We start from the raw sequence: 26,026 nt of genomic DNA, 5'->3' as shown, positions 1-26,026 counted from the left end.
AGAGCACCGCGGGCACTGCCGCGGCGGGCAGGGGATGCGTAACAAGCAGGCCGGCATGCTCGCCCACAACAGGGTCCGGTGAAGACGGAGCAGCAGCCGGTCCCCGGCTCTGCCGGCCAGGGGCGTCGCGACCGACGCGATCACCTTCCGCAGGGCGGGGGTAGGCCGCTGGTGGCGCACCGTCAGTCCGGGGGACCTGCTCGACGAACGTGGCCTTGGAGCAGTCCGGGTTCTCGCAGTACAAGCGGCGCACCGACACATCCGATCACCACCGCCCTCCCGCCGATACCCTCGTCGGCTCGTGGAGTATCTCGTCGAAGCCCAGCCAGCCGCGAGTGGGATGACGCATGTGCTTCTCCGCTGATCTCCATGCGCTGATTTCACCGCGTTGCCAGTGGGCGCGAATCGTCGCGCTGGTCGTGGTCAGTTCGGTGAATAGGGACTTCAGGTAGTCGTCGCCGGGATATCGACTCAGTGTCGTGCGGGTCCCGCTGCCGCGACGCGGGTGAGCTGTCCGGCACCGTCTTCGCCGAGCAGTTCCGGGAGTGTGGTGGAGGCGAACGCGTGGTGGACGATGTTCCGGCCGTACCGGCCCTCTCTCTAAGGGCTCCAGTTGCGGTTCGCTATCACTGCTGGTCAGAGCCGTTTTCCTGAGTCCATTTGGCTGATGGTCCGTCAGTTCGGGATGTCGTGACCTCGGTGGCGGTGGTGGCAGCGTCTGGCGATGGCCCGGTGATGCCTGCGCCAGCGTGACCAGTTCAGTGCGTGGCCGGTGCGCCGAAGGTGTGTCACCGGGGGACGGTCAGCTGCCAGGAGTCGCCGGATTTCTGCCACGGTGAGCGGCGCGAGAGCGCCGGAACCGTTTCTGCCGTACCCGCCATCGGCCAGCGCGCGCACAATCGTTGTCCGGCTCGGGTGGCGGAGCCGGCCCTTGCCTGCCTCCGGCGAAGCCTGAACCACCTTGTCCTGAACCACCTTGCCCATCGTCTGCGTAGTAGCTTGACCACCCTCTGACCTGGTCGGATGTGTCTTGCCCGACGCCGTCGGCGGCGAGCGCGGCCACCGCGGCGGTTCGCGCGGCGGGCAGGGTGAGCCGGAGGCCGTCGGGGAGGACAGTCCGCGGGGCGCCGTCGATCGTCTCGTGCCACTGGGTTGTGCGTTCGCTCAGGCCGTCCGGTCGACGAGCAGGCCGCCGGGGCGCTGCGCGTCCGTTCCGCGTCCTGCTCGGCGGCCCGGCGGCTGGGCGGGAGGACAACGTTCACCGGTCGGGGCCCGGCCGGTAGAGCGAGGGTGAGCTTGAGATTTATCCCGTAGGAGCCTTCGGTGCTTGGCTCACATACTGGTCTGATGAGTTCGATCTCCACACACCATCGGTCCTGGGACCCACGCAGCACAAAGTACGACTTCCTCGCGTCGGTCCTCGTGTGCTGTCCCGGCTGCGAGAAGATCGCACACGTTGTGGCAGGACCGGAGCCGGCCGGAGTGCACGATCCGGACCTCTTTGCACCAAGGCGTCTCGTCTGCCGAAACTGCGGGGCGGCGAAGGAATGGAGGCGTGGAGGTGTGGCCCTGCACCGGGACCGGGACCGGGACCGGGACCGGGACGAACCGGCCACGGACCCGTACTTCGACGTCCGTCTGTGGCTGCAGACCGAGACCCGGCACGGGTGGGTATGGGCCTACAACCTGGAACACCTGGACCTGATCAGGCGATTCGTGCAGGCGCCGCTGCGTGGAGGGATTCCCTGGCATGACCACGGTCGGAAGATGACCGTGGTGGCCCGCCTGCCCACATGGATGCAGCAGGCCAAGGACCGCGACGAGGTGCTGCGGGCCATCGCCCGCAGCCACGCCTCACCGCTCCGAGCCTGATCCGGGAACACCGAGCCTGCCGCTCATCCCGTGAAGCGTCCGGACCTGGTGCCCTTCTTGTGATGACTGGGGCGCGAATGCGCTTCTCCGGTCTTGAGGACCAGACCGACGTCCTGAACGGTGGCCCGGCGTCGGTTTTTCACACCGGGCGGGCGGCCCGGGCCGGGTTTGGTGGGTTTGGCCCACGGGCTGGCGGGGGGCACTTCAAACGGAGGTTCCTGAACCCGCGCCGCACCCGGGCCGGGGCGAGCTTGTTCGGCAGAGCCGGCCGTTCCCAGGGACGACGGAGATCGGTGACCAGGCCACGGACGAGACGGAGTTGGGTATGAGCGGCGACGATCAGCCAAGTCCACCGGTCGGCGGCCTCGGGATCACGGAGCTTGGGGCGGGTCCACCCGAGCGTCTGCTTGATCGTTCTGAAGGTGTGCTCAAGATCGAATCTGCGCAGGAACGCGTGCCAGAGCCGGTCGACATCCGTCTCGTTCGCGCCGGTGCCCGACCACCACAGCCAGACTGGCGTGGGGTCCGCTCCGTTGCGCAGGCGGTCGACCTCGAGCCGGATCACGGTGCCCTCGATGATCGGCAGCTCGTCCCGGTGGGTGAGCCAGGCCGCGCGGCGGGTCAGCCGCGGGTGGAGCCGGTCGAAGGAAGTAGCCACCGAGGTTCCGTACCGCTCCGTCTCCGTGACTGTCCGGACGTCGGGCTCGCCCCAGGTGTCCGGCTGGCCGAAGACGAACTCGCCGCTGTGCTTGGGCGGCCGCGCGCCCTTCGGGTCGTAGATCCTCGGCGGTGTGGGCCCGCGCATCACCCGGTCCGACCGTAGTCTGCCCAACAGCTCAAGGGGTAGGTCCGTCAGCAGGACCGACAGGCGCTGAACGTCGTGACCGGCGTCCAGGACCAGGAGAATAGCCAGGTCGCCGGGGTTCCACTCGCCGGCGGCGACCAGGCGCTCGACACCGCCCACACCGCGAGAGCCGGCAGGCCGGCCGCCACGCCCGGAGCCGTGCAGTCGCGGCCGTCGTCGACACCGCGACGCCCGACGCCTCCGAGTTCGAACGGCATGCGGGACGCCCCCGGCACCCGGTTCACGATCGAACGGGCGCGGACCTCGTGGAAGGTGATGCCGCGGAATTCGGGCGTGTCGAAGGTGCGGGTGGTCACCGCGTCCGTACGGAAGAGCGCGATGTCCCCGGCCGGCCCGTTCGTCGAGGTGTTCTCGACCAGATTGTCCCAGCGCATGGGGGCCTCCTCTGTAGCACTGCGCACAGAATAGAACACTTGTTCCCTTGATCGTCGGGGCCCGGATTTGGGCGGGCGTGCCGGAGGGTGGTTGGGTGGCCGCACCCCACCGAAATGCCGAGTGCTGGAGGAAGATCCATGGCGCAGGTCGAAGCCACGACGGAGCGAATCATCGCGGCGGACCCGGAGACGGTGTTCGATGCTCTGGCCGACTACGAGAACACCCGCGCGAAGCTTCTGCCGGGCCAGTTCAGCGAGTACGAGGTGCGGGAGGGCGGCGACGGTGAGGGCACCCTCGTCCACTGGAAGCTCCAGGCCACCAGCAAGCGCGTTCGGGACTGCCTGCTGGAGGTGACCGAGCCCACCGACGGTCAGCTGGTCGAGAAGGACCGCAACTCCTCGATGGTCACCACGTGGGTCGTCACTCCGGCCGGAGAGGGCCGTTCGAAGGCCGTCGTCACCACGGTCTGGGACGGCGCGGGCGGGGTCGGCGGCTTCTTCGAGCGGACCTTCGCCCCCAAGGGGCTGGGACGTATCTACGACGAGGTGCTCGCGAAGCTCGCCGCGGAGACGGAGACGAAGGCCGAGACCACGACCGAGCCCGGCGCCGCGCCGGAGACCGGGTCCGGGGCGTAGGCACCGCCTCCGGCAGATCGTTGCCGGAGTCACCGATTCGAGTGGTCTTCCCCGCGGCGTCGTGACCGTGCCGCCGTGTGCCGTCCGTGCGACACGCCGCGGGAAAGCCCCTGATGAGCGCCTCGCTACCGTCGGCCCTCCGGCCAACTTCCCCTCGTCACACCCTCCTTCGGGGCGGGGATTCCCGCTTGCTCCCCCTCGGCGCGCGATGTGAACAATGACGCCGCGCAGGTGTGACGAGGGGAGCAGTACGTGGGCGGGACCACTCTGGCGAAGGGCGTCGAGCGGGACGCGGACGGGGGCGCCGGACCGGTCGCGGAGCCGTTCCCCGCCGTCGTGACCGGGGAAGCGGCCGAGGAAGCGACCAGGGGGGCGGACGGGGACGCGCCGCCGCCCGCGGAGAGCGGCGGCGCCGTCGTCGCCGGCCCTCTCGGTCCCCGCCAGGTCCGGCTGGTCTTCGTCGGGCTGATGCTCGCCATGCTGCTCGCCGCGCTGGAACAGATGATCGTGGCGACCGCGCTGCCGAAGATCGTCGGAGATCTCCAGGGCCTGGACCGGATGTCCTGGGCGATCACCGCGTATCTGCTCACCGCCACGGTCGGACTGCCGGTCTACGGCAAGCTCGGGGACCTCTTCGGCCGCAAGGGCGTCTTCCAGTTCGCGATCGTCGTCTTCGTCATCGGATCCGCGCTGGCGGGCTGGTCGCGCACGATGGACCAGCTGATCGCCTTCCGGGCCCTCCAGGGCGTCGGCGCCGGCGGGCTGATGATCGGGGTGCAGGCGATCATCGCGGACATCGTGCCGCCCCGCGAGCGCGGCAAGTACATGGGGCTCATCGGCGGGTCCTTCGGCGTGGCCTCGGTGGCCGGCCCGCTGCTGGGCGGCTTCTTCACCGACCACGTCTCCTGGCGCTGGTGCTTCTACTTCAACGTGCCCTTCGGGCTGGTCACCCTCGCCGTCGTCAGCGTGGTGCTCAAACTGCCCCGGCCGGCGGTCCGCGCCCGGCTCGACGTCCTCGGCGCCCTGCTGCTCGCCGCCGCGTCCACCTGTCTGGTCCTGCTGACCAGCTGGGGCGGTACGGAGTACGCGTGGGGCTCCCGCGTCATCCTGGGGCTGGCGGCGGGCGCGGCCGTGAGCGCCCTGCTCTTCGTGGCCGTCGAGCACCGCGCCGCCGAACCGATCATCCCGCTGCGGCTGTTCCGCGACCCGGTCTTCGCCGTGTGCGGCGTGGTCGGCATGGTCGTGGGGGTGGCGCTGTTCGGCGCGGCCAGCTACCTGCCGACCTTCCTCCAGATGGTCGACGGGGCCAGCGCCACCGAGTCGGGGCTGCTGATGCTCCCGATGATGGGCGGCATCGTCGTCGCCTCCGTCGGCTCCGGCCGGCTGATCACCCGCACCGGCCGCTACAAGCGCTTCCCGGTGCTCGGCGGCGCGCTGTCGGTGCTCGGGATGTGGCTGCTGTCGCGGCTGGAGGTGGGGACCTCCCGGCTGGAGTGCGGCGTCGCGCAGGCGGTGCTCGGCCTCGGGATGGGCCTGGTGATGCCGGTGATCGTCCTCGCCGTGCAGAACGCCGTACCGCCGTCCGACCTCGGCGCCGCCACCAGCGCCACCAACTACTTCCGCCAGATCGGCGGCAGCGTGGGGGCGGCCGTCTTCGGCACGCTCTTCGCCGGGCGGCTCACCGACGCGCTGGCCGAACGGGTCCCCGCCGGGGCCGGGGCGCTGAGCGCCGGGTCCATCACCCCGCAGTCGGTCCACGCCCTGCCACCCGCCGTGCGGGACGGCTACGTCCAGGCGTACGCCGACGCGATGCCCCGGATCTTCCTCTATCTCGTGCCGGTGCTCGCCCTCGGCCTGTTGATCACCTTCTTCCTCAAGGAGAAACCGCTGGTGTCCCAGAACGCCCCCGCCGCCGAGTCCGGCGCGGTCCCCGCCGCGCGCACCGTCCTCCCGGAGCCGCGGTACGCGCCCGCCGCCGCCCCGCCCACCCCGGGGGTCGCCGTCTGCGGCACCGTCCAGCACCACGACGGCACCGTCGTGCCCCGCGCCGCGCTCACCCTCATCGACGTCCAGGGTCAGCAGATCGGCCGCGGGGCGAGCGGCGCTGACGGGCGGTACGCGCTGAGCGTGCCCGGCTCCGGGTCGTACGTGATGATCGCGGCGGCCGGCGGCCACCAGCCCCAGGCCGTCACGGTGACCGTCGGCGAACGGCCCGTCGAGCTGGACGTCGTGCTCGGCGGCGCGGGACGCCTCGCCGGAGCGGTCCGCACCGCAGACGGCACCCCGGTGGGCGACGCCGCCGTGACCCTCACCGACGTACGGGGAGACGTCGTGGCGTCCACCCGCAGCGGCCGGGAGGGCGGTTACGTGATCTCCGAACTGGTGGCGGGGGAGTACACCCTCGCGGCCAGCGCGCCCGCCTTCCGGCCCGCCGCGCTGCCCGTCAGTGTGCAGGCGTCACGCGAGACCCGGCAGGACATCGAACTGGCGGGCGGCGCCGTGCTGCGCGGCACCGTCCGCGCCGGCGGCGGCCGTCCGGTCGAGGACGCGCGGGTCACTCTCCTCGACGCGGCGGGCAATGTGGTGGACACCCTCACCACCGGACTCGACGGCACCTTCCGCTTCGTCGACCTCTCGTCCGGCGAGTACACCGTGATCGCCGCGGGCTATCCGCCGGTCGCCACGGTGCTCCGGATGGCGGGCGGCGGACGGACCGAACGGGACCTCCTGCTGGGCCACGAGGACTGACTGAAATTCAGTCAATCGGCGGTTGTGCGCGGGCGCACAACCTATTGGTTCAATGCCCGGCGAACAGTCGGCCGAGGGCCGTACCGTGGAGGACGAGCCGCGGATTCCGGCGGCAGGGAAGGAGCCTCCCACCCATGGACAGTGGCATTCCGCCGGGGCCGCGGCAGCGGCTCGCCACGGCCGGAAGAATCCCGCTCGCCGTGGTTGTCGTGGACGGGGACGGCCTGGTGTCGCACTGGTCGTCCGGTGCGCGGCGGCTGTTCGGGCATGTGAGGGAGGACGCCGTCGGCCGCCCCGCCGCCGACCTGATGCCGGTCGCGGGCGCGCTGGCCGAGGACGAACGGGGCGTCGCCCACGGCGGGTACGACCCCGACGACGAGTGGGGCCCCGGGCTGCACGCCCGGGGCGCCTACCCCACCGCCGGATGCGCGAAGGTGTCCGATCCCGGGCGCGGCCGGACGGATGTGCTGTGGTGGGCCTATCCGCTGATCGGCCCCGGTCCCGGGCGCCATCTCGTCCTGGCGGCGGACGCCGGCGGGTTCACGGCCGGGGAGGACGACCGGGAGTCGGCGCATCTGCGGATCACCCCGGGCTTCGCCCTGCACACGGAGTTCCCCGAAGCGGACGCGCTGGCCGGGCGGCTGCCGGACATCCTGCCGAGCATGAGCCCCGCCGAGTCCACCCGCATCGTCACCCAGGTGCTCGACATGGGCTATCCGGTGCTGGAGTTCAGCCGGCACGACCGGGTGCCCGTCACCCCCGACTGGGGAGTGCCGCGCCGCTCGCCCGAACGGTACGCGGCCGACGACCCGCGTCCCGACACCGGACGGCTCCCTCGGCGGGCGGCGCCACGGCCCGAACTCGACCTCGAATACGCCGCCGTGCGCGAGCGGCTGGAGTTCCTGAACGAGGTCAGCGGCCGCATCGGCTCCTCCCTCGATCTGGCCGACACCATCCGGGAGGTCACCAGCGCCGCCGTCCCGCGCTTCACCGACTTCGCCGGCACCCATCTGCGCGCCGCCGTCCTCGCCGGCGAGGGGTTCCCGGACGGCGTCCCGGACGTGACCACCGTCTGGCACCGGGTCTGGGTCGAACACAACGACGAGCCGGGACGCTGGGACGACACGGTGCCGGTCGGCGAGGCCATCGCCTTCCCGGAACACACCCCGTTCTTCCAGTGCATGGTGACCGGTGAGCCCGTACTCATACCGCGCATCAGCGAGGAGGTCGGCAACCGGATCTCCGCGCAGTTCGAGAAGCGCGATCTGCGCCCGCTCATCAACCACCGGTCGATGCTTCTCGTACCGCTGAAGGCGCGGGACGTGGTGCTCGGCTTCATGGTGCTGATGCGCAGGGCCGAGCGCGAGCCGTTCGACGCCATGGACCGCACGACCGGCGCCGAACTCGCCGCCCGCGCCGGGCTCGTGCTCGACAACGCCCGCATGTACACCTACCAGGAGAACGTCGCCGAGACCCTCCAGGACAGCATGCTGCCGAAGGTCGCGCCGCGCATGGCGGGCTGCGACATCGCCACCCGCTATCTGCCGGGCGCCCTGCTCGGCCGGATCGGCGGTGACTGGTTCGACGCGGTGAAACTCCCCGGCTCGCGCACCGCGCTCGTCGTCGGCGACGTCATGGGCCACGGCCTCAACTCGGCGGCGATGATGGGCCAGTTGCGGACCGCCGTCCAGACCATGGCGACGATGGAGATGCCGCCCGCCCAACTGCTGCGCAACCTGGACGACCTGGCGCAGCGGCTCGGTGAGCTGTACCTCGCGACCTGTCTCTACGCGGTCTACGACCCGATCAGGTCCGAGATCCAGATCGCCAACGCCGGACACATCCCTCCCGTGCTCGTCCGCGCCGATGACGGGAGCGGCGAGGTGCTCGACGTACCGACCGGCGCGCCGATCGGGGTCGGCCAAGTGGCCTTCGAGACGGCCACGTTCGCGGTCCGGCCCGGCGACCGGCTGGTGCTGTGCACCGACGGCCTGGTCGAGGTGCGCGGCGCGGACATCGGCGACGGACTCGCCGCGCTCTGCGCCTCCGCCGCCCACCCCGCCGCCTCGATGGACGACGCCTGCGACACCATCATCCGCGCCCTCAACACCCGCGAGGGGCGCAAGGACGATGTGGCGCTGCTGATGGCCAGGCTCAACGGGATCGACGACGAGGACGTCGCGGAGTTCGAACTCGCCCTGGATCCGAGGGAGGTGGGGCGGGCCCGGCGGCTGGTGCGCCGTCAGCTGCTGGACTGGGGGCTGCCCGGCGCGGTCGACTCGGCGCAGCTCATGGTCAGCGAACTGGTCACCAACGCGGTGAACCACGCCCGCTCCCGTCGGGTGGGGCTGCGCCTGGTCCGTACGGACGCCCTGCTGTGCGAGGTACGCGACGACGAGCCGGCCCCCGCGGCGCTGCTGGACGCGGGCCGTGACGACGAGTTCGGCCGCGGGCTGCGGGTGGTGAGCAGTCTCGCGCGCGAGTGGGGCACCAGCACGTCCGCGCACGGCAAGACCGTCTGGTTCGAACTGGCGCTCGGCCCGAAGGTGGGGTCCGGTGCGTACGGACGGTGAAGGACGGTGAAGAAGGGCGCGGCGGGCTTGCCCCGACCGCCCTGGCGAACGTAGTCCGGTCTCTGCAACTCGCCCAGGAGCGAGCCTGAGTTGGGGAGACACCATGGACGTATCACCACGCTACCGCGAGTCGTGGGAAAGCTACTGGCGCGAGACCTCCGACGCCCCGGGCGAGGCCATCTGGGACTCCGCCCCCTCCTTCTCCGCCGAGCCGCACAGCGAACTCCTGCTCGCGCACGCCGACGCCGCCTTGCCGGTGGTCGACCTCGGCTGCGGCAGCGGCACCCAGACCCGGTATCTCGCCACGCGCTTCGCCCGGGCGATCGGGGTGGACCTCTCGCAGGCGGCGGTCGACCACGCCCGCCGCGCCGACCCGGCGGGCGTGGCGGAGTTCGAGCAGCTCGATCTGGTCGACCACGACGCGGTGCTCGGGCTGCGCGAGCGGATCGGGGACACGAACGTCTACATGCGGGCGGTCATCCACCAGAGCGAGCCCCATGACCGGGTCCGCGTCGCGGGCGCGGTCGCCACGCTGCTCGGCTCGCGCGGACGGGCCTTCGTCACGGAGCTGACCAGCGCCTCCAAAGCCGTCCTCCGGCAGGCTGCGGAGGGCCCCGGCGGCCCGCCCGAAAAGCTGCGGCGGGTCTTCGCGCACGGCCTCACGCCGGCCGAGGCGGGGGACGAGGAGGTGGCGGAAGTGCTGGGCGCCGCGGGGCTGACCGTACTGGCGTCGGGGGACGCGCCTCTGCCGCAGACGGAGCAGCTGGCGGACGGCACACGGATCGAGCTGCCGGCGCGGTGGTTCGTCCTCGCGAACGCGAAGGAGTGAGCGCGCCCGCGCCGGTGTGACCCGGCGCCGGTGGATCCGCGCCTCTCGCGCCCGGCCCGCCGCGTGCCCCGACCCGCCCCGCGACCCCCTCGGCACGGGGTGGGCTCGGTACGGGGCGGGTCGGAGTGATCTACTGGGACGGCCGGTGAGACCGAACTCACCGGTCGACGCAGACGGCCCCGTCGGCCGCCCGATCCGGGAGGATGGCGCGCACCATGAAGATCCTCATCAGCGCCGACATGGAAGGCGCCACGGGGGTGACCTGGCCGGCCGATGTGCTGCCGGGCACTCCGCAGTGGGAACGCTGCCGTGCCCTGTTCACCTCCGACGTCAACGCCGCCGTCCTCGGCTTCTTCGACGGCGGCGCGGACGAGGTGCTCATCAACGAGGCGCACTGGACCATGCGCAATCTGCTGCTGGAGCGGCTGGACGAGCGCGCGCAGATGCTGACCGGACGGCACAAGGCGCTCTCCATGGTGGAGGGCGTGCAGCACGGCGACGTCGACGGCATCGCGCTCGTCGGCTACCACACCGGGGCCGGGGCCGAGGGCGTCCTCGCCCACACCTATCTCGCCAACTCCCTCACCGGGGTCTGGCTCAACGGCGTACGGGCCAGTGAGGGGCTGCTGAACTCACGGGTGGTCGCGGAGTTCGGCGTGCCCGTGATCCTGGTCACCGGCGACGACCTGACCTGCGAGGACGCGATCGGATACGCGCCGGAGGCGCACAAGGTGGCGGTGAAGGACCATGTGTCGCGGTACGCGGCGGTCTGCCGGACCCCGGCCCGCACAGCCGCCGACATCCGCGCCGCCGCGAAGCTCGCGACGGCGCTCGCCCGGCGGCACGAGCCCGTCGACGGCGGGCCGTTCACGGTGGAGATGGAGTTCGACGCGGCGCATCTGTCCGACGTCGCCACCGTGGTGCCGGGCGTCGCGCCCAGCGCCGAGCGCCGGGTCGCCTACACCAGTGGGACGATGTACGAGGCCATCCGGACCTTCAAGGCGGTCACCACGATCGTCTCGGCCTCGGTGGAGGAGCAGTATGGCTGACATGACGCACAACGACATGAGGGGCGCCCTCGACGAGACGGCGCTGGACGAGGTGGTCACCTTCACCTCCGAACTCATCCGTATCGACACCACCAACCGGGGCGACGGCGACTGCCGTGAGCGGCCCGCCGCCGAGTACGTCGCCGAGCGGCTCGCCGACGCCGGGATCGAGCCGGTCCTGCTGGAGCGCACCCCCGGCCGTACCAATGTGGTGGCCCGCATCGAGGGCACCGACCCGTCCGCCGACGCGCTGCTGGTCCACGGCCACCTCGACGTGGTGCCCGCCGAGGCCGCCGACTGGAGCGTGGACCCCTTCTCCGGGGAGGTCAGGGACGGCGTGGTGTGGGGGCGCGGCGCCGTCGACATGAAGAACATGGACGCGATGATCCTGTCCGCCGTGCGCGCCTGGTCCAGGACCGGCGTCCGGCCGCGCCGGGACATCGTGATCGCCTACACGGCGGACGAGGAGGCCAGCGCCGAGGACGGCTCGGGCTTCCTCGCCGATCAGCACCCCGAGCTGTTCGAAGGGTGCACGGAGGGCATCAGCGAGTCCGGCGCCTTCACCTTCCACGCGGGCCCCGGCATGGCCCTCTACCCGATCGCCGCCGGGGAGCGCGGCACCGGCTGGCTCAAGCTCACCGCCCACGGCCGGGCCGGGCACGGCTCCAAGGTGAACCGCGCCAACGCGGTCAGCAGGCTCGCCGCCGCCATCGCCAGGATCGGCGACCACCCCTGGCCGGTCCGGCTGACCCCGACCGTACGGGCCGCCCTCGCCGAACTCGCCGTGCTGTACGGCGTCGACACCGACGTGTACGCGGCGGACTTCGCCCCGGACGATCTGCTGGGCAAGCTCGGGCCGGCCGCCGCGCTGGTCGAGGCGACCATAAGGAACAGCGCCAACCCGACGGTCCTGGAGGCCGGTTACAAGGTCAATGTGATCCCGGGGCAGGCCACGGCCTATGTGGACGGACGGATGGTGCCGGGCGGCGAGCTGGAGTTCCGCACCACCATGGACCAGCTCACCGGACCGGACGTGGACTGGGAGTTCCACCACCGGGAGGTCGCGCTCGAGGCGCCGGTCGACTCACCCACCTTCGCCAAGCTGCGCGCCGCCGTCGAGCGCTTCGACCCGGACGGCCACGTCGTGCCGTACTGCATGTCGGGCGGCACGGACGCCAAGCAGTTCTCCCGGCTGGGTATCACGGGCTACGGGTTCTCCCCGCTCAAGCTGCCCCCGGGCTTCGACTACCAGGCGCTGTTCCACGGCGTGGACGAGCGGGTGCCCGTCTCGGCGCTGCACTTCGGCGTCCGGGTCCTCGACCACTACCTGAAGACCGCTTAGGAGCGTTCGTGGAGCGAGCGGAGAGCACGGAACGGGGCGCGGTGCGCGTCGGACCGTACGGGACCTGGCCGTCGCCCGTCGACGCGGCGCTGGCCGCCTCGCGCGACGGCCGGCCCGAGTACGCGGGGGTCGTCGGCGACGAGGTGTGGTGGACCGAACCGCGCCCGGCCGAGGCGGGCCGCCGCGCGCTGGTACGGCGGCGGGCCGACGGCCGGGAGGAGCCGGTGCTGCCGGCCCCCTGGAACGTCCGCAGCCGGGTCATCGAGTACGGCGGTATGCCGTGGGCCGGGGCCGCGCGCGTCGACGGCGGTCCGCTCGTCGTCTTCGTCCACTTCCCCGACCAGCGGCTGTACGCGTACGAGCCGGACGGCGCGGCGCCGCCCCGGCCGCTGACACCGGTGTCGGCGACCGGCGGCGGGCTGCGCTGGGCCGACCCCCGCATCCTGCTCGACCGGGGCGAACTCTGGTGCGTCCTGGAGGAGTTCACCGGCGAGGGCCCCACCGACGTACGGCGGGTGATCGCGGCCGTGCCGCTGGACGGCTCGGCCGCCGAGGACCGTACGGCCGTGCGGGAGCTGTCCGACGACCGGCACCGCTTCGTCACCGGCCCCCGGCTCTCCCCGGACGGCCGCCACGCGGCCTGGATCGCCTGGGACCATCCGCGGATGCCCTGGGACGGCACCCTGGTGATGCTGGGCGAGGTCACCGGGAGCGGCCCCTTCCGGGGGGTGCGGCCGGTCGCCGGGGACACCGACGAGTCGGTCGCCCAGGTCGACTGGGCCCCCGACGGCTCACTCCTCTTCGTCTCCGACAGCGGAGGCTGGTGGGAGCTGTACCGCGCCCCGGTGGCCGAGGGCGTGCCGGACGTGGCCGCGAGCACCGTCCTGTGCCCGGGCCGGAACGAGGAGTTCGGCGGGCCGCTCTGGAAGATCGGCCTCCAGTGGTTCCACCCGCTGGCCAATGGACTGGTCGCCGTCATCCACGGCAGCGGTACGACGGCCCTCGGCATCCTCGACCCGGCGACCGGCGACCTGGTGGACGCGGTCGGACCCTGGACCGAGTGGGCGCCGACCCTCGCCGTCCAGGGCGACCGGGTGATCGGCGTCGCCGCCGGACCCCGCGGTGCCTACGAGGTCGTGGAGCTGGACACCGGCTCGGGACACGCCCGGGTGATCGGCGCGGCGCACCACGACGCGGTGGACCCGGCGTACTACCCCGAGCCCCGGCTCCGTACCTTCACCGGACCCGGCGGCCGGGACATCCACGCCCAGATCTACCCGCCGCACCACCCCGAACGGTCCGCGCCCGAGGGCGAGTTGCCCCCGTACGTGGTGTGGGCGCACGGCGGGCCCACCGGCCACGCCCCGCTCGTGCTCGATCTGGAGATCGCCTACTTCACCTCACGGGGCATCGGCGTCGCCGAGGTCAACTACGGCGGCTCCACCGGCTACGGGCGGGAGTACCGCGACCGGCTGCGCGAGCAGTGGGGCGTGGTCGACGTCGAGGACTGCGCGGCCGTCGCCGGAGCCCTCGCGGCGGAGGGCACTGCCGACCCCGCCCGGCTCGCCGTACGCGGCGGCAGCGCGGGCGGCTGGACGGCGGCCGCCTCGCTGACCTCCACCGACGTCTACGCCTGCGGCACCATCAGCTATCCGATCCTGGATCTGCTGGGCTGGGCCACCGACGAGACCCACGACTTCGAGTCCCAGTACCTGGAATCGCTCGTCGGACCGCTCGCCGAGGTCCCCGAGCGCTACCGGGAGCGCTCGCCGCTGCACCGGGTGGACCGGATCACCGCGCCGTTCCTGCTGCTCCAGGGGCTCGACGACGTGATCTGCCCGCCCGCGCAGTGCGAACGCTTCCTCGGCGCGGTGGCCGGACGCGGGATCCCGCACGCGTACCTCGCCTTCGAGGGCGAGGGGCATGGCTTCCGCAGGGCCGACACCATGGTCCGCGCGCTGGAGGCCGAACTGTCCCTGTACGCGCAGACCTTCGGCATCGTCCGTGACGACGTGCCGCGACTGGAGCTGGAGCGATGACCACCGGGACCACGGCTCTCGCACCGCTGACCCGGCCCGCGCGGCTGCGCCCCGGCGCCAGGGTCGCCGTCGTGGCGCCCAGCGGTCCCGTACCCGAGGAACGCCTCCAGTCGGGGCTGGACATGCTGCGCGGCTGGGACCTCGACCCGGTCGTGGCCCCCCATGTCCTGGACCGCCACCCCCGGTTCGGCTATCTCGCGGGCACGGACGAGGACCGCGCCAGGGACCTCCAGGACGCCTGGTGCGACCCCTCGGTGAGCGCGGTGCTGTGCGCCAGGGGCGGGTACGGGGCGCAGCGCGTGGTGGAGCTGCTGGACTGGACCGCGATGCGCGCGGCCGGCCCGAAGGTCTTCGTCGGCTTCAGCGACATCACCGCGCTGCACGAGGCGTTCGCCGTACGGATGGGACTGGCCACCCTGCACGGCCCCATGACCGCCGCCGTCACGTTCCTCAAGGACGCCACGACCCAGGAGTCGCTGCGCTCCACGCTCTTCGCGCCCGAGTCGGTACGCACCCTCGCCCCGGACACCGCCCGCACCCTGATTCCCGGCCGGGCGGCCGGGGTGACGCTCGGCGGCTGCGTCAGCCTGCTCGCCGCGGAGCTGGGCACGCCGCACGCGCGGCCCTCGGCGGCGGGCGGGCTGCTGCTGATCGAGGACATCGGGGAGGAGCCGTACCGCCTCGACCGCATCCTCACCCAACTGCTGCGCTCCGGATGGCTCGACGGCGTCGCCGGGATCGCCCTCGGCTCCTGGGCCCGGTGCGGCCCCTACGAGCAGGTGCGCGCGGTGCTGCTCGACCGGCTGGGGCCGCTGGGCGTGCCGGTCGTGGAGGAACTGGGCTTCGGCCACGCGGACACGGCGCTGACGGTGCCGCTCGGTGTCCCCGGGGTACTGGAGGCGCCGCCGGGGGAGGGGCGCGCGGCGCTCGTCCTGGACGGACCGGCGCTGACCTGACGGCCGGGCACTGACCTGACGGACCGGCGCTCGTCCTGGACGGACCGGCGCTGACCTGATGGCCCGGCGCTGACCTGACGGCCCGGCGGACGGGGACCGGTGGCGACACGCCCTAGGGTGGCGGGATGTCCGACCGCGCCGCCCGGCTCCCGTCCCCGCCCGTGCCCCCGACACCGCTCGGCGCCGGCCCCCGTGCCTTCGTACGCCCCTTCCGGTACGCCGACGCGGAGGAGTTCACCGCCCGCGCCCGCGAGAGCCGGGAACTGCACGCACCGTGGCTGGCTCCGCCCCGGGACGCGGAGGCGTACGCCGCGTACGCGGGCCGGCTCATCGAGGACCCCGCCCGGGCGGGGTATCTCGTCTGCGCCGGGGACGACGGCCGGATCGCCGGATTCATCAACATCAACAACATCGTCCACGGCGCCTTCCGCTGCGGCGCGCTCGGCTACGGCGCCTTCGCGCACGCGGCCGGGCGCGGGCTGATGAGCGAGGGACTCGGCCTGGTCCTGCGCCATGCCTTCGGCCCGCTCGCGCTGCACCGCCTGGAGGCCAACATCCAGCCCGCCAACACCGGTTCCCTCGCTCTCGTACGGCGGGCCGGATTCCGGCGGGAGGGGTATTCGCCGGACTTCCTGCACATCGACGGGGCCTGGCGGGGCCACGAGCGCTGGGCGATCACCGCGGAGATGGTGCCGGGCCCGGGCCGCTGACGGGCGGGCGGCCGAGGTGTCGCGCAGGCGCCGCCGACGCGGCCCGGAGAGCGCCCTGTGGGGTGACGGTGGACCGTTCCCCTCGTGAAGCCGACCCCGGTGTCGCCGTTTGCGGTCGCCCGGCGTGTACGCGCGTCGGCGTCAGTCCGCCGGCGGCGGTGGGGGGCCGCTGACGGCGCCCGGTGCGGGCAGCCGGGCGGTGGAGTCCGCGTACTTGAGGAGGAGGCGAGCGAATTCGAGCCGCTCGGCTTCGGGCCAGTCGCGGGTGATGAACTCGAAAGCCTGCCGCTGCTGGTGGCGGAAGTGCTGGAGGAGGGCGGCGCCCTCCTCGGTGAGGTGGAGCACGGTGCGGCGGCCGTCCTGCTGCGAGGCCGCGCGTACCAGATAGCCGTGCGAGATGCAGTCGCTCACCATGCGGCTGGCCACCGACGGGTCCACCAGGAGGTGGTCGGCGAGTCCGCCGACGGTCATCTCCCGGTCCGCCTCGGCCGCCTCGTCGACGATGTTGAGGACCAGGTTGCGCTTGAGGTCCTTGGGTCCGGCCGGGGGATCGACCGGCGCCTGCATGGTGCGCCGCCTCAGCCGGGCGAAGGCGGTGCCGACGGCATCCAGCAGGGCCTGGCCTTCCGGCGTGGTGGCGTCCGTGTTGGTCACCCGCGCAGCCTATCGCATACATCTGCGGGAAGCAGATACATGCGAATGTGCATGGAATTGCAATGTGCATTAATGTGGTGGTCGCGGTGGGGAGAGCTCGGCACCAGCGGAGCGACGGGCCTGCCCGGAGAAGAGAGAGTCATGATCACTGCCATCGTCAACGGCCGTGTATTCGACGGCGAGCACGTGCTGCGGGACACCACCGTCGTACTGGACGGCGCCCGGATCGCCGCCGTCGGAGGGGAGCCGCCCGCCGGGGCGGACATCGTCGACGCCGGGGGCGGAACACTGCTGCCCGGCCTGTTCGACGCCCATGTCCACACCTCCGACGACGCACTCGCGCTGGCGCTGCGGTTCGGGATCACCACCGAACTGGAGATGCAGGGCCTGAACACCAGAACCGGCCGCGCGCACATCACGGAGAACGATTCCCTCGCCGATGTCCGCTCGGCGGGGTTCGGTATCACTCCGCCCGGCGGCCACCCCAGCGAACTCATGCCCAAGGGTTTCAAGCCGGGAGGCGGCGGCGGACAGGGCGGCCGGGCTAATCGGCCCGCTCCGCGCGAGATGCCCCTGATGCCGTTCTCCACCACGCCGGAGGAAGCGGTCGCCTTCGTCCCCCGGCTCGTCGCGGCGGGCTCGGACTACATCAAGTTCATGGTCGACGACGGCACCGTCGAGGGCCACCCCGGTCTGCCCATGCTCGACCAGGCGACCCTGAACGCCGGTGTCGCCGAGGCGCACCGGCACGGGATGCTCGCCATCGCCCACACCCTGACCGTCGACGCGACACGGATGGCGATCGAGGCGGGCATCGACGGCTTCGCCCATCTGTTCATGGACCAGCCGCACACCGGCGAGATCATCGAACTCATCGCCGCCTCCGGCGCGTTCGTCGTCCCCTGCGTCGTCCTCAACGCCTCGATGATGGGCATCACCGGCTCGTCCCTCACCGATGACCCGCGCGTCGGTTCACGCCTGAACGAGGCATGGACGAACACCCTGAACAGCAGCTACGACCGCTACCCGGCGGGCAGGCTGGCGGACGTCCTGGCCTCGGTCAAGGCCCTGCACGACGCCGGCGTCGACCTGATGGCGGGCACCGACGCGGCCCCCATGCCGCTGCCGTTCATGGGTGGTGTGGTGCACGGCGCCAGCGTCCACCAGGAACTCCAGTACCTCGTCCGGGCCGGCCTCACCCCGGTCCAGGCCCTGCGCGCGGCGACCCGCACCCCGGCACGCCGCTTCGGCCTGGAGGACCGTGGCCGTATCGCCGAGGGCCTGCGGGCCGACCTGCTGCTCGTGGACGGCGACCCCACCACCACGATCAGCGACACTCTCAACCTGCGTGAGGTGTGGCGGCGCGGCACCCGCACCACCCTCTCGGCCTCATAGCGAGCCGTTCCCGGCCGACGACCGCCGCCCGCCGCGTCCTTCCGTGGCGGGCGGCGGTCGCCGGGCCGCCGCGTACCCGGCCCGACGGCCGTACGGGAACACGCACCGCGGCCGAACCGCCCGCCCCCTGGCGGCCGGGGAAGCGCCTCAGCGGCCCTTGCGGTTGATCTTCATGGTGTCCATGTCGGTCACCGTCGAGCGCAGCTCGCCCCACGCGCCGCCCAGCGCGCGCAGCGCCTTCTCCGCCCGCTCCTCGGCGAGCGCGCCCGCCATCTCCTCGCCGTCCGCCGCGTCGGAGACCACCACGTAGCGGAAGCTGAAGTGCTTCAGCGTCCGGTCGTAGGTGAGCGATCCCTCGGGCGTGAAGCGCATCCCGGTCAGTCCGTGATCCGCCACCTTCGCCAGCAGCCCGGCCCTGACCTCGTCCGTCAGCTCCTGCCAGCTCCCGCGCACGATCACCCGGTACGTGTGCTGCGTGGTCATTCCGCCGCCCGCTCTCCGCCTCGCCGATACCCGTTCGCCGGTAAGAGTACGGAAAGGGGGGCGGTCCGCACCCGGAATTCCGCGGTGACCGGCGCACCCCGCGCTCCGGGGCCGCGCCCCCGCCCCGGGCATGCGCGGCCCGGTCGTCAGCGCAGCACCCCGGCCGCGCGTGCCGTGCCCAGCCACTCCGGGAACTCCTCCATCAGCCGGTCGTACAGCACACCGTCGGGGATGTCGGCCGGGCGCTGTCCTGCCGGGAAGAACCCCGCGTTGTCGACGACGCGCTTCGCCGGCACCGCCAGGTCGTCGAGCTTGCGCAGGAAGGTGAACGCGTCGTCGCCGAACCCGATGAACTGCCAGAACAGCGGCAGCGCGGCCGCCTTGCACAGGGTCTGTTCGGCGGCGCGGCGCGAGTCCGGCGACCCGTCGGTCTGGAACACCACGAACGCGGGATCGTCCGTCCCGGTGTCGAGGTAGTGGTCGATGACCTTGTCCATGGCCGCCGCGTAGTTCGTGGAGCCCATCCGTCCGTACTCCCGGTGCAGCACGTCGATACGGCCCCGGTGGGCGTCGAGACTGATCTCGGCGGGCTCGTACGCGTCGCTGTCGAAGAACACCGTGGGCACGACACCGTCGTCGTCGAGATTGGCGGACAGGGCGAGGATCTGCTCGGCGAGGTGCTGGACGCTGCCGTCGCGGTAATAGGGGCCCATGCTCCGAGAACGGTCGAGAACGAGATAGACGGCGGCCCGCTGTCCGGCCAGCCCGGCCTTCTCCAGGCTGACGGCAGCGCTCTTGGTGAGGCTGACGAGCCCGGCGGGGATCTTGTCGAGGCTGATCGGCACGTCGGTTCTCCAGATAGGCGAGCAGGCCGGCTCGCACGGCGGGCAGGGCCGGGGGCGCCGCCCTGCGACGGGAAGGCCGCGCGGCGCCCCGGTGACGGTGTCGGTGAGCAGGCGGGCGCGGCCGCCCGGCGCGTCAGCCGGCCCCGGTCCCGGCGCCGTTGCGGTCGACGTACTCGAAGATCGAGCCGTCGGGGTGTACGGCGATCAGGTTGCGGCCCACCGGGGTCGCCACCGGGCCCACGATGACCTGCGCGCCGACCCCGGTGAGGACGGTGCGCGCCTCCTCGACGTCCTTGACGGCGATGGTGGCCGTCACCTTGCGCAGGACATCGATCTCCGATGCCGGCCCGCTCATCAGCAGGAAGCAGCCGACGGCGGCGACCGAGACCCCGCCGCGCTCGAAACGGAGCGCGGAGCTGCCGGTGAGACGTTCGTAGAACGCCACCGAGGTCTCCAGGTCGTCGACGCAGATGCGCAGCGTGGTTCCCAGGATTTCCATGCCCCACAGGGTAGTTGGTGGAGCGGCGGCCGTGGGCGCGGGAGCCCGGCCGGGTCACGCCGGGCGGGGCCGCTCAGACCCGGCAGAGGATCTCGCCGTGCGGGACCAGGAACCAGGCGTCCTCGGCGGCGCCCCACTCCCGCCACGCCGCCGCCAGCTCCGCGAGCCGCTCGGCCGTGGCATGGCCGCCCTCGACGGCCAGCTCCGCGTACCCCGACGCGGTCGTACGGTCCGCCCACAGCCCGCTCCACCAGGCGCGTTCCTCCGGGGTGGCGAAGCACCAGGTGCCCGCTGTCGCGGTGACGGCGTCGCCGGCGAAGCCTGCCTGCCGCGCCCACGACACCAGCCGGCGTCCCGCGTCCGGTTCGCCGCCGTTGGCGCGGGCCACCCGCCGGTACAGCTCCTGCCAGCCGTCCAGCACCGGTACGGCGGGGAACCAGGCGAACGCGCCGTAGTCCGCGTCGCGCACCGCGACCGTCCCGCCCGGCCTGCACACCCGGCGCAGCTCGCGCAGCGCCCGCACCGGGTCCCCGACGTGCTGGAGGACCTGATGGGCGTGGACGACGTCGAAGGAGTCGTCCGGGAAGTCCAGCGCGTGGACGTCCGCGACCGCGAAGCGGACGTTGTCCACCCCGGCCGCTGCCGCCGCCTCCCGCGCCTTGTCCAGTACGTCCCCGGCCGCGTCCACGCCCGTCACCGTCCCCGGCGCGACCAGCGCCGCCAGATCGGCGGTGATGGTCCCCGGTCCGCACCCCACGTCCAGCACGTCCTGGCCGGAGCGCAGTTCGGGGAGGAGGTAGGCGGCCGAGTTGGCGGCGGTGCGCCAACGGTGCGAACGCAGCACCGACTCGTGGTGCCCGTGGGTGTAGACAGCGGTCTCTCTCGGCATGGCCGGACTCCTTCTCCGCTCCTGAAGTGGTCCTGCCACGCTACGCCTGCGCACCGAATGGTGAGATCCGCGTCTCGCCATATGGTCACCGGTCCGGGCGGGGGTCGTACGGGCGCGGTCTAGAGCAGCGCCTTCGGGCGGTAGACCCGCAGCGCCTCCGGCACCTTGTCGATGATCAACTCCCTGGGCGCCTCGGCCACTTCGCCGTCGAAGGCCAGCGGGGTGCCCGGCGCGATGCCCGCGAGGCGCACCCGGCGCATCCGCTCGGCCGCGTGGAAGGGGGAGCGGCTGAACGGGCCGGCCAGGGCGGCGCCGAGGAGGCGCAGTCCCGGAGTCCGGCCGCCGTGGACGATCCGCACGTCCAGCAGTCCGTCGGCCAGATCGCGGCGATGCCCCGGGGTGGGGCCCATCTGCCCGTAGATGCCGTTCCCTGCGAACAGCAGCCACAGCGACCGCCGCCGGCCCTCGAACTCCGCGTCCAGCTGGTGCCGGCCGCGTAGCACCTTCGCCGCCGCCAGCACCCCGGCGGGCCAGCCGCCGATCCTCGGCGACCAGTGCTCGCGCACCCGTACCAGCTCCGGATAGACGCCCAGGCTGAAGGTGTTGAGGAAGTGGCCCGGCGTCCTCCCGTCCGGGCCGGGGGTGAAGCGCCCCAGGTCGACCCGGACGGCATCGCCCTCGGTCACCGCCCTGACCGTGTCGTGGACATGCTCTATGCCCAGGTCGTACGCGAAGTGGTTCAGCGTGCCGCCGGGAAAGACGGCCAGCGGCAGTCCGTGCCGCACCGCGATCACGGCGGCCCGGTTGACCGTACCGTCGCCGCCGAGGATGCCCAGGGCGCGGCAGTGGCCCGCCGCCTTCTCCAGCTCGCCCTCCACCTCCTCGGGGTCGCACTCCACGACCTCCGCCTCCGGCAGCGCGTCGTGCACCAGGCCGACGGTGTCCGAGGAACCCGACGCGCGGTTGGCCACCACGACCAGACCCCGGCCGCCGCTCAGCGCGGGCGCCTCGGCGTACGGGCGGCCCGGCGACGGCAGCTGGTCGCGCGTCGGCACCAGCCCGCGCACCGCGAAGGCCGCGCCCACCCCCAGCGCCGCGCCCGCCACCACATCGCTCGGATAGTGCACGCCGGTGTAGACGCGGGAGAGCGCCACGGCTGCGGCCACCGGCGCCACCGCCGCGCCCCAGCCCTTCGACTCCAGGGCCACCCCGGTCGCGAAGGCGGCGGCCGAGGCCGCGTGCCCGGACGGGAAGGAGGTGGTGATCGGCTGCCGCTTCAGCTGCCGGATGACCGGTACGACATCGAGCGCCGGGCGCCGCCGCCGCACCGCGTGCTTGCCCACCGTGTTGATGGCGGCCGAGGCGAGCCCCAGCGACACCGCGCCCCGCAGGGCCGCCCGGCGCGAACGCGCCCCCCGGCCGAGCACGGCGATCCCCGCCGCCGCGCCGAACCACAGCAGCCCGTGGTTGGCGCCGCGGCTCAGCCGGGGCAGCACCGGGTCGGCGCCCGGCCAGTGCCGGCCGGCCACGGAGCGGAAGACGCGCTGGTCCCAGGAGTCGAGCAGTGCAGCGAAGGTGTCAGCCATGCAACCCGGCTACCCCCGAGGCGCCGGGTTCAAGCGGCGCCGTCCGGGGGCACGGAGCGGCAAACCTCCGTATAAAGGGCACGAAGGGCGATGAACGCGGTGAAAAACCCCCGATGCGCCCATCGGACGCGTTCATCGGCCTGACGGCTTCGCCGCTTGTCGGGCGGTCGCGGGCGTCTCGACGGTCCCGACGGGAGGTGGCGCGGTGCGGACCACGGCAGACGAGCACCGGGGGCCCGTGCGGTACGGTCCGGCCGCGCCGGGCAGCGGACTGCCCGTGCTTCCCGAGCTGGCCGAGGTGTGCGCGGCGGCGGCCCGGCACGGCTCGCCCCAGCCGCCAGGGGGCGGCGCGGCCCTGCGGGAGGCGGCCTGCGGCTACTGGTGGCGGCGCGGCCTGCACGGCGGTCCCGAGGACATGGTGGCCGCCCCCGGCGCGCCGCCGCTGCTGTTCGCGCTGCTCGCCGCGTACGACGGGGACGTCCTGATGCCCCGGCCCTGCCCCGCCTGGTGGGCCCCGCAGGTCCGGCTGCTGGGCCGCCCCGCCCACCACGTACCCGCCCCGGCGGACGCGGGCGGCGTACCCGACCCGTACGCCCTCCTGGAGACGCTGCGCCGGGTACGGGCCGAGGGCGGCGCCCCCGGCGTGCTGCTGCTCTCCCCGGCCGACGACCCGACCGCCACCGTCGCCCCGCCCGAACTCGTCCGTGAGGTGTGCGAGGCGGCCGCGGGGGAGGGGCTGGGCATCGTCAGCGACGAGACCTGGCGCGACACCGTGCACCGGCCGCACGAGAACGTCCTGTTCAGCCCGGCGGAGATGTGGCCCGACGAGGTCGTGGTCGTCGCGGACGCGGCGGGCTCCCTGCTGCCGGGCGGCTGGCCGGTGGCCGTCGCCCGCTGCCCCGCCACCCCGGCGGGGTCCGCCCTGCGGGCCAGGACGCTCGACCTGCTCACCGCGCTGGGCGCGACCGTCGCGGGGCCGGTAGCGGCGGCCGCCGCGTACGCGCTCGGCGAGCCCGACGGCGTCACGGCCAGGGCGCGGGCCGCCGCCGGACTCCACGGCCGGATGGCCGCCGCCGTCCACCGCGCGGTGCTGCTCCCGGGCGCGCTCGCCAGGACCCCGCAGGCGGGCCGGCACCTCTACGCCGACCTCGGGCCGCTGCGCGAGCGCCTCGCGGCCCTGGGCATCACCGACTCGCTGGAGCTGGAGAACCATCTGAGCGCCCGGCTGTCCATGTCCGTACCGGGCGGCCACCGGTTCGGCGAGGAGCCGGGCGCGCTGCACGTACGGCTGTCCACCGGACCGCTGCTCGGCGCCACCCGCGCGCAGCGCCTGGAGTCCCTCACGGCGGCCCGGCCCCTCGAACTGCCGCATGTCGCACGGGCGATGGACACGCTCACGGCGGCCTTCGGGGAACTGGGCTGAGACCGGCGGTCCCGCGCGCGGCCACGACCGTACGCGGAGCCGTCCCCGTACGCCGAGCCGCCCCGGTATGTCCGGCGATCCCCGTACGCCGACCCCGGCAGGTGCGCCGGCCCGGCGCAATCCGAACGAGAAGGCGCTACGTCCGCTGTTCCTCCGATCCCGGCCCCCGCAGCTTGCGCCAGAGCGCCGGCACGGCGCCGACCACCACCGTCAGGACCACCGCGGCGAGCACCCCCTCCCACGGCTCGGGAAAGAGCGAGCCGCCCGCCACCCCGATCAGCATGTACGTGGCCGACCAGGCCAGGCACGCCGGCACATCGCCCCGCGCGAACCGGCGCAGCGGCCAGTCCCCGAGCAGACACGCCAGCATCACCGGAACGCGCCCGGCCGGCACCAGCCGGGACAGCACCAGCACCGCCACCCCGTTCTCCCGCAGCTTCGACTGCGCCTGCTCCAGCCGGTCCCGCGGGGCGTGCGCCCGCAGCGAGTTCAGCCAGCGCGAGCCGTTCTTCGAGCCGACGCCGCGCCGGCCGAGCCAGTAGAGGGTCACATCACCGGCGAGGGAAGCGAACGACGCGACGAGGAACACATAGAGCATCCCGAACGGATCGGTCTGGTGGAAGGCGACCACCGCCGCCGAACTCACCACGGCGCCCGTCGGCACCACCGGCACCAGCGCGCCCAGCGCCACCAGCAGGAACACCGACGGATAGCCGACAGCCTGCTGGGTCGACTCCGGCGGCAGCTCCGCCAGCCGCGTGATCAGCCGGTCGATCACGGGGCGGCCTCCTGCGCCACGCTCTCGCCGTGACCCAGCGGATGGACGGCCACCTTGGGCGCGAGCCCGGCCGCCTTGCGGGCGAACTCGTCGCCCGGCCCGTAGAACTCGTGCGGCCTGACCCCGTCCAGACCGATCGGCCAGTAGGTGCCGTAGTGCACCGGCACCGCCGCGCTCGGCGCGAGCCGGGCCAGTGCCTGGGCCGCGCGCTCCGCGTTCAGATGCCCCGGGCCCAGGTACGGACCCCAGCCGCCGACCGGCAGCAGCGCCGTGTCGACCGGCCCCACGGCCTCCGCCATCCCGTCGAAGAGGCCGGTGTCCCCGGCGAAGTACGTCCGCGACTCGCCGCAGATCACATAGCCCAGCGCGGGTGAGCGGTGCGGCCCCAGCGGCAGTCGCCGGCCGTCGTGGTGGGCGGGCACCACCCGCACCCGCACCGCCCCCACCGCCACCTCGTCGCCCGCGTCGACCTCGGTGATCCGCAGACCGGCCGGGTTCCGGCGCGCGTCCAGCTTTCTCAGCCCGGGGACCGCCGACGGCGCGCCGCGCGGCACGAGCAGCCGGGTGCCCGGCGCGAGCCGGGCCAGCGACGGCGGGTGCAGATGGTCGGAGTGCAGATGGGAGACGAGCACGGCATCGGCGAGCGCCGCCTCGGGCGGCGGCACGGGACCGAGCCTGCGCCGCAGATGCGCCAGCCGGCGCACGAACAGCGGGTCCGTCAGCACCCGGACCCCGGAATCCTCGACCGTGCAGGTGGCATGACCCCACCAGGTGATGACAGTTCCCAACCCGACCTCAGCTCCGTCCCGCCCGGGGCGCACCGCGCACCCCCGGGCCCGATCTCCCGCATTCAGCGTACGGGGGTGCCCATGGGGGCGTGCGTGAAGTGGCTCGGACGGCCGCGATGCGCCCGGGCGCGCCCCGGTGCCCACCTCCCGCGCGCCTGCCCGCCGGGTCGGGGCGCGGGTTAGGGTCGCCGGGACGGGACGGACGGGGGCGTCGGGACCGTGGACAGGGAAGTCGTGGGGGACCGGCATGGTTGAGGTACGCGTGGCCGTGATCGCCAGTCACACACCGCTGGAGGAACTCGACAGCGATCCGTTCCTCGTCGACACCCGGGGTCAGCATGACATGTGCGCGCGCTGGGCCGAGGCCCACGGGTACGCCGTCACCCGGCAGCTGCTGCTCTACCGGCTGCGCCCCGACCACCGGGGGCTGTGGCTCGATGTCGAGGCGGGGCTGGTCGACCTCTTCGTCGCGGCCGGGGAGCGAGTGCTGGAGCGGGCGTTCACCTCAGCGCCCGCCTTCGTCGCGGAGTGCCGGCGCAGGGGTGTACGGCTGGAGACCGTCGGCCTGGACGAACCGCGCTACGACGCCGCCATGAAGGCCGAGGTCCACCGCCGCCTCTCGATACCGATGAGCGGCTACCGGGGCCGCTGAGCCGTCCCCGGCGCGACCGCCGCCCTCCCCGCACCACCCCC

At 73.2% G+C, this 26,026-nt stretch carries 22 protein-coding genes and 2 pseudogenes; 13 read left to right on the top strand and 11 right to left on the bottom strand.

Going from position 1 to position 26,026, the window contains the following annotated elements:
• Positions 1-265: 265 nt before the first annotated feature.
• Positions 266-475, bottom strand: a complete 210-nt coding sequence (locus ACFY6S_RS05150) for a hypothetical protein (protein WP_388823845.1) — start codon at positions 473-475, stop codon at positions 266-268.
• A gap of 872 nt (positions 476-1,347) precedes the next feature.
• Between ACFY6S_RS05150 and ACFY6S_RS05145 the strand changes: the two genes are divergently transcribed.
• On the top strand, positions 1,348-1,872 hold the full coding sequence (locus ACFY6S_RS05145; protein ID WP_388823011.1) for a hypothetical protein: 525 nt from the start codon (positions 1,348-1,350) through the stop codon (positions 1,870-1,872).
• Between the two features lie 23 nt (positions 1,873-1,895).
• Here ACFY6S_RS05145 and ACFY6S_RS05140 read toward each other — a convergent pair.
• Together ACFY6S_RS05140 and ACFY6S_RS05135 are read right to left on the bottom strand one after the other, a co-directional pair.
• A pseudogene (locus tag ACFY6S_RS05140) lies at positions 1,896-2,827 on the bottom strand (transposase); the annotation flags it as partial.
• A gap of 95 nt (positions 2,828-2,922) precedes the next feature.
• Positions 2,923-3,111: pseudogene (locus ACFY6S_RS05135) on the bottom strand (radical SAM protein); the annotation flags it as partial.
• A 138-nt stretch (positions 3,112-3,249) separates the two neighbouring features.
• On the opposite strand from ACFY6S_RS05135, the gene ACFY6S_RS05130 reads away from it, so the two are divergent.
• From ACFY6S_RS05130 to ACFY6S_RS05090, 9 genes are all read left to right on the top strand, one after another.
• Positions 3,250-3,747, top strand: coding sequence for an SRPBCC family protein (locus tag ACFY6S_RS05130; RefSeq protein ID WP_388823009.1), 498 nt, complete (start codon positions 3,250-3,252; stop codon positions 3,745-3,747).
• Positions 3,748-3,999: 252 nt separating this feature from the next.
• Positions 4,000-6,495 carry an MFS transporter gene (locus ACFY6S_RS05125; RefSeq protein WP_388823007.1) on the top strand — a complete coding sequence of 832 codons (2,496 nt, stop codon included), beginning with the start codon at positions 4,000-4,002 and terminating at the stop codon, positions 6,493-6,495.
• Positions 6,496-6,629: 134 nt separating this feature from the next.
• Positions 6,630-9,068, top strand: coding sequence for a SpoIIE family protein phosphatase (locus tag ACFY6S_RS05120; RefSeq protein WP_388823005.1), 2,439 nt, complete (start codon positions 6,630-6,632; stop codon positions 9,066-9,068).
• Between the two features lie 103 nt (positions 9,069-9,171).
• Entirely contained in the window at positions 9,172-9,897 is a 726-nt protein-coding gene (locus ACFY6S_RS05115; RefSeq protein ID WP_388823003.1) for a class I SAM-dependent methyltransferase, read from the top strand.
• A 215-nt stretch (positions 9,898-10,112) separates the two neighbouring features.
• Positions 10,113-10,946, top strand: coding sequence for a M55 family metallopeptidase (locus tag ACFY6S_RS05110; RefSeq protein ID WP_388823001.1), 834 nt, complete (start codon positions 10,113-10,115; stop codon positions 10,944-10,946).
• Between the two features lies 1 nt (position 10,947).
• On the top strand, positions 10,948-12,288 hold the full coding sequence (locus ACFY6S_RS05105) for a M20/M25/M40 family metallo-hydrolase (RefSeq protein WP_388823843.1): 1,341 nt from the start codon (positions 10,948-10,950) through the stop codon (positions 12,286-12,288).
• Positions 12,289-12,296: 8 nt separating this feature from the next.
• Positions 12,297-14,327, top strand: a complete 2,031-nt coding sequence (locus ACFY6S_RS05100; RefSeq protein ID WP_388822999.1) for a prolyl oligopeptidase family serine peptidase — start codon at positions 12,297-12,299, stop codon at positions 14,325-14,327.
• On the top strand, positions 14,324-15,283 hold the full coding sequence (locus ACFY6S_RS05095) for an LD-carboxypeptidase (protein WP_388822997.1): 960 nt from the start codon (positions 14,324-14,326) through the stop codon (positions 15,281-15,283). The genes ACFY6S_RS05100 and ACFY6S_RS05095 overlap by 4 nt, the downstream gene beginning before the upstream one ends.
• A gap of 125 nt (positions 15,284-15,408) precedes the next feature.
• A complete protein-coding gene (locus ACFY6S_RS05090) occupies positions 15,409-15,993 on the top strand; it encodes a GNAT family N-acetyltransferase (protein WP_388822995.1) in 585 nt (194 codons plus the stop codon).
• A gap of 141 nt (positions 15,994-16,134) precedes the next feature.
• Here ACFY6S_RS05090 and ACFY6S_RS05085 read toward each other — a convergent pair whose 3' ends face one another.
• Complete coding sequence (locus tag ACFY6S_RS05085) at positions 16,135-16,647, bottom strand: MarR family winged helix-turn-helix transcriptional regulator (RefSeq protein ID WP_388822993.1); 513 nt, start codon at positions 16,645-16,647, stop codon at positions 16,135-16,137.
• 141 nt (positions 16,648-16,788) lie between these two features.
• Between ACFY6S_RS05085 and ACFY6S_RS05080 the strand changes: the two genes are divergently transcribed.
• Complete coding sequence (locus tag ACFY6S_RS05080) at positions 16,789-18,042, top strand: amidohydrolase family protein (RefSeq protein ID WP_388822990.1); 1,254 nt, start codon at positions 16,789-16,791, stop codon at positions 18,040-18,042.
• A gap of 147 nt (positions 18,043-18,189) precedes the next feature.
• Here ACFY6S_RS05080 and ACFY6S_RS05075 read toward each other — a convergent pair whose 3' ends face one another.
• The 5 genes from ACFY6S_RS05075 to ACFY6S_RS05055 form a co-directional block, all read right to left on the bottom strand.
• Entirely contained in the window at positions 18,190-18,525 is a 336-nt protein-coding gene (locus ACFY6S_RS05075) for a DUF6204 family protein (RefSeq protein WP_388822988.1), read from the bottom strand.
• Between the two features lie 146 nt (positions 18,526-18,671).
• Entirely contained in the window at positions 18,672-19,370 is a 699-nt protein-coding gene (locus ACFY6S_RS05070) for a VWA domain-containing protein (protein ID WP_388822986.1), read from the bottom strand.
• A gap of 133 nt (positions 19,371-19,503) precedes the next feature.
• Positions 19,504-19,869, bottom strand: coding sequence for a VOC family protein (locus tag ACFY6S_RS05065; RefSeq protein ID WP_388822984.1), 366 nt, complete (start codon positions 19,867-19,869; stop codon positions 19,504-19,506).
• Between the two features lie 73 nt (positions 19,870-19,942).
• The gene (locus ACFY6S_RS05060; protein ID WP_388822982.1) at positions 19,943-20,758 is read right to left on the bottom strand and encodes a class I SAM-dependent methyltransferase; all 816 of its coding nucleotides are present in this window, start codon (positions 20,756-20,758) and stop codon (positions 19,943-19,945) included.
• A gap of 119 nt (positions 20,759-20,877) precedes the next feature.
• Positions 20,878-22,344 carry a bifunctional phosphatase PAP2/diacylglycerol kinase family protein gene (locus tag ACFY6S_RS05055; protein ID WP_388822980.1) on the bottom strand — a complete coding sequence of 489 codons (1,467 nt, stop codon included), beginning with the start codon at positions 22,342-22,344 and terminating at the stop codon, positions 20,878-20,880.
• 205 nt (positions 22,345-22,549) lie between these two features.
• Here ACFY6S_RS05055 and ACFY6S_RS05050 point away from each other — a divergent pair, with 205 nt between their 5' ends.
• Positions 22,550-23,767 carry an aminotransferase class I/II-fold pyridoxal phosphate-dependent enzyme gene (locus ACFY6S_RS05050; protein WP_388822978.1) on the top strand — a complete coding sequence of 406 codons (1,218 nt, stop codon included), beginning with the start codon at positions 22,550-22,552 and terminating at the stop codon, positions 23,765-23,767.
• 136 nt (positions 23,768-23,903) lie between these two features.
• Here ACFY6S_RS05050 and ACFY6S_RS05045 read toward each other — a convergent pair whose 3' ends face one another.
• Both ACFY6S_RS05045 and ACFY6S_RS05040 read right to left on the bottom strand, forming a co-directional pair.
• On the bottom strand, positions 23,904-24,542 hold the full coding sequence (locus ACFY6S_RS05045; RefSeq protein ID WP_388823841.1) for a DedA family protein: 639 nt from the start codon (positions 24,540-24,542) through the stop codon (positions 23,904-23,906).
• Entirely contained in the window at positions 24,542-25,333 is a 792-nt protein-coding gene (locus ACFY6S_RS05040) for an MBL fold metallo-hydrolase (protein ID WP_388822976.1), read from the bottom strand. Before ACFY6S_RS05040 ends, ACFY6S_RS05045 begins: the two co-directional genes overlap by 1 nt.
• 247 nt (positions 25,334-25,580) lie before the next feature.
• On the opposite strand from ACFY6S_RS05040, the gene ACFY6S_RS05035 reads away from it, so the two are divergent.
• The gene (locus ACFY6S_RS05035; RefSeq protein ID WP_388822974.1) at positions 25,581-25,985 is read left to right on the top strand and encodes a hypothetical protein; all 405 of its coding nucleotides are present in this window, start codon (positions 25,581-25,583) and stop codon (positions 25,983-25,985) included.
• Positions 25,986-26,026 lie beyond the last annotated feature (41 nt).

It is taken from the genome of Streptomyces sp. NPDC012835 (genome assembly GCF_042900885.1).
Classification (GTDB): domain Bacteria; phylum Actinomycetota; class Actinomycetes; order Streptomycetales; family Streptomycetaceae; genus Streptomyces.
Note: the sequence above shows the minus strand (reverse complement) of the source record. Positions and strands in the feature narration are given on the sequence as shown.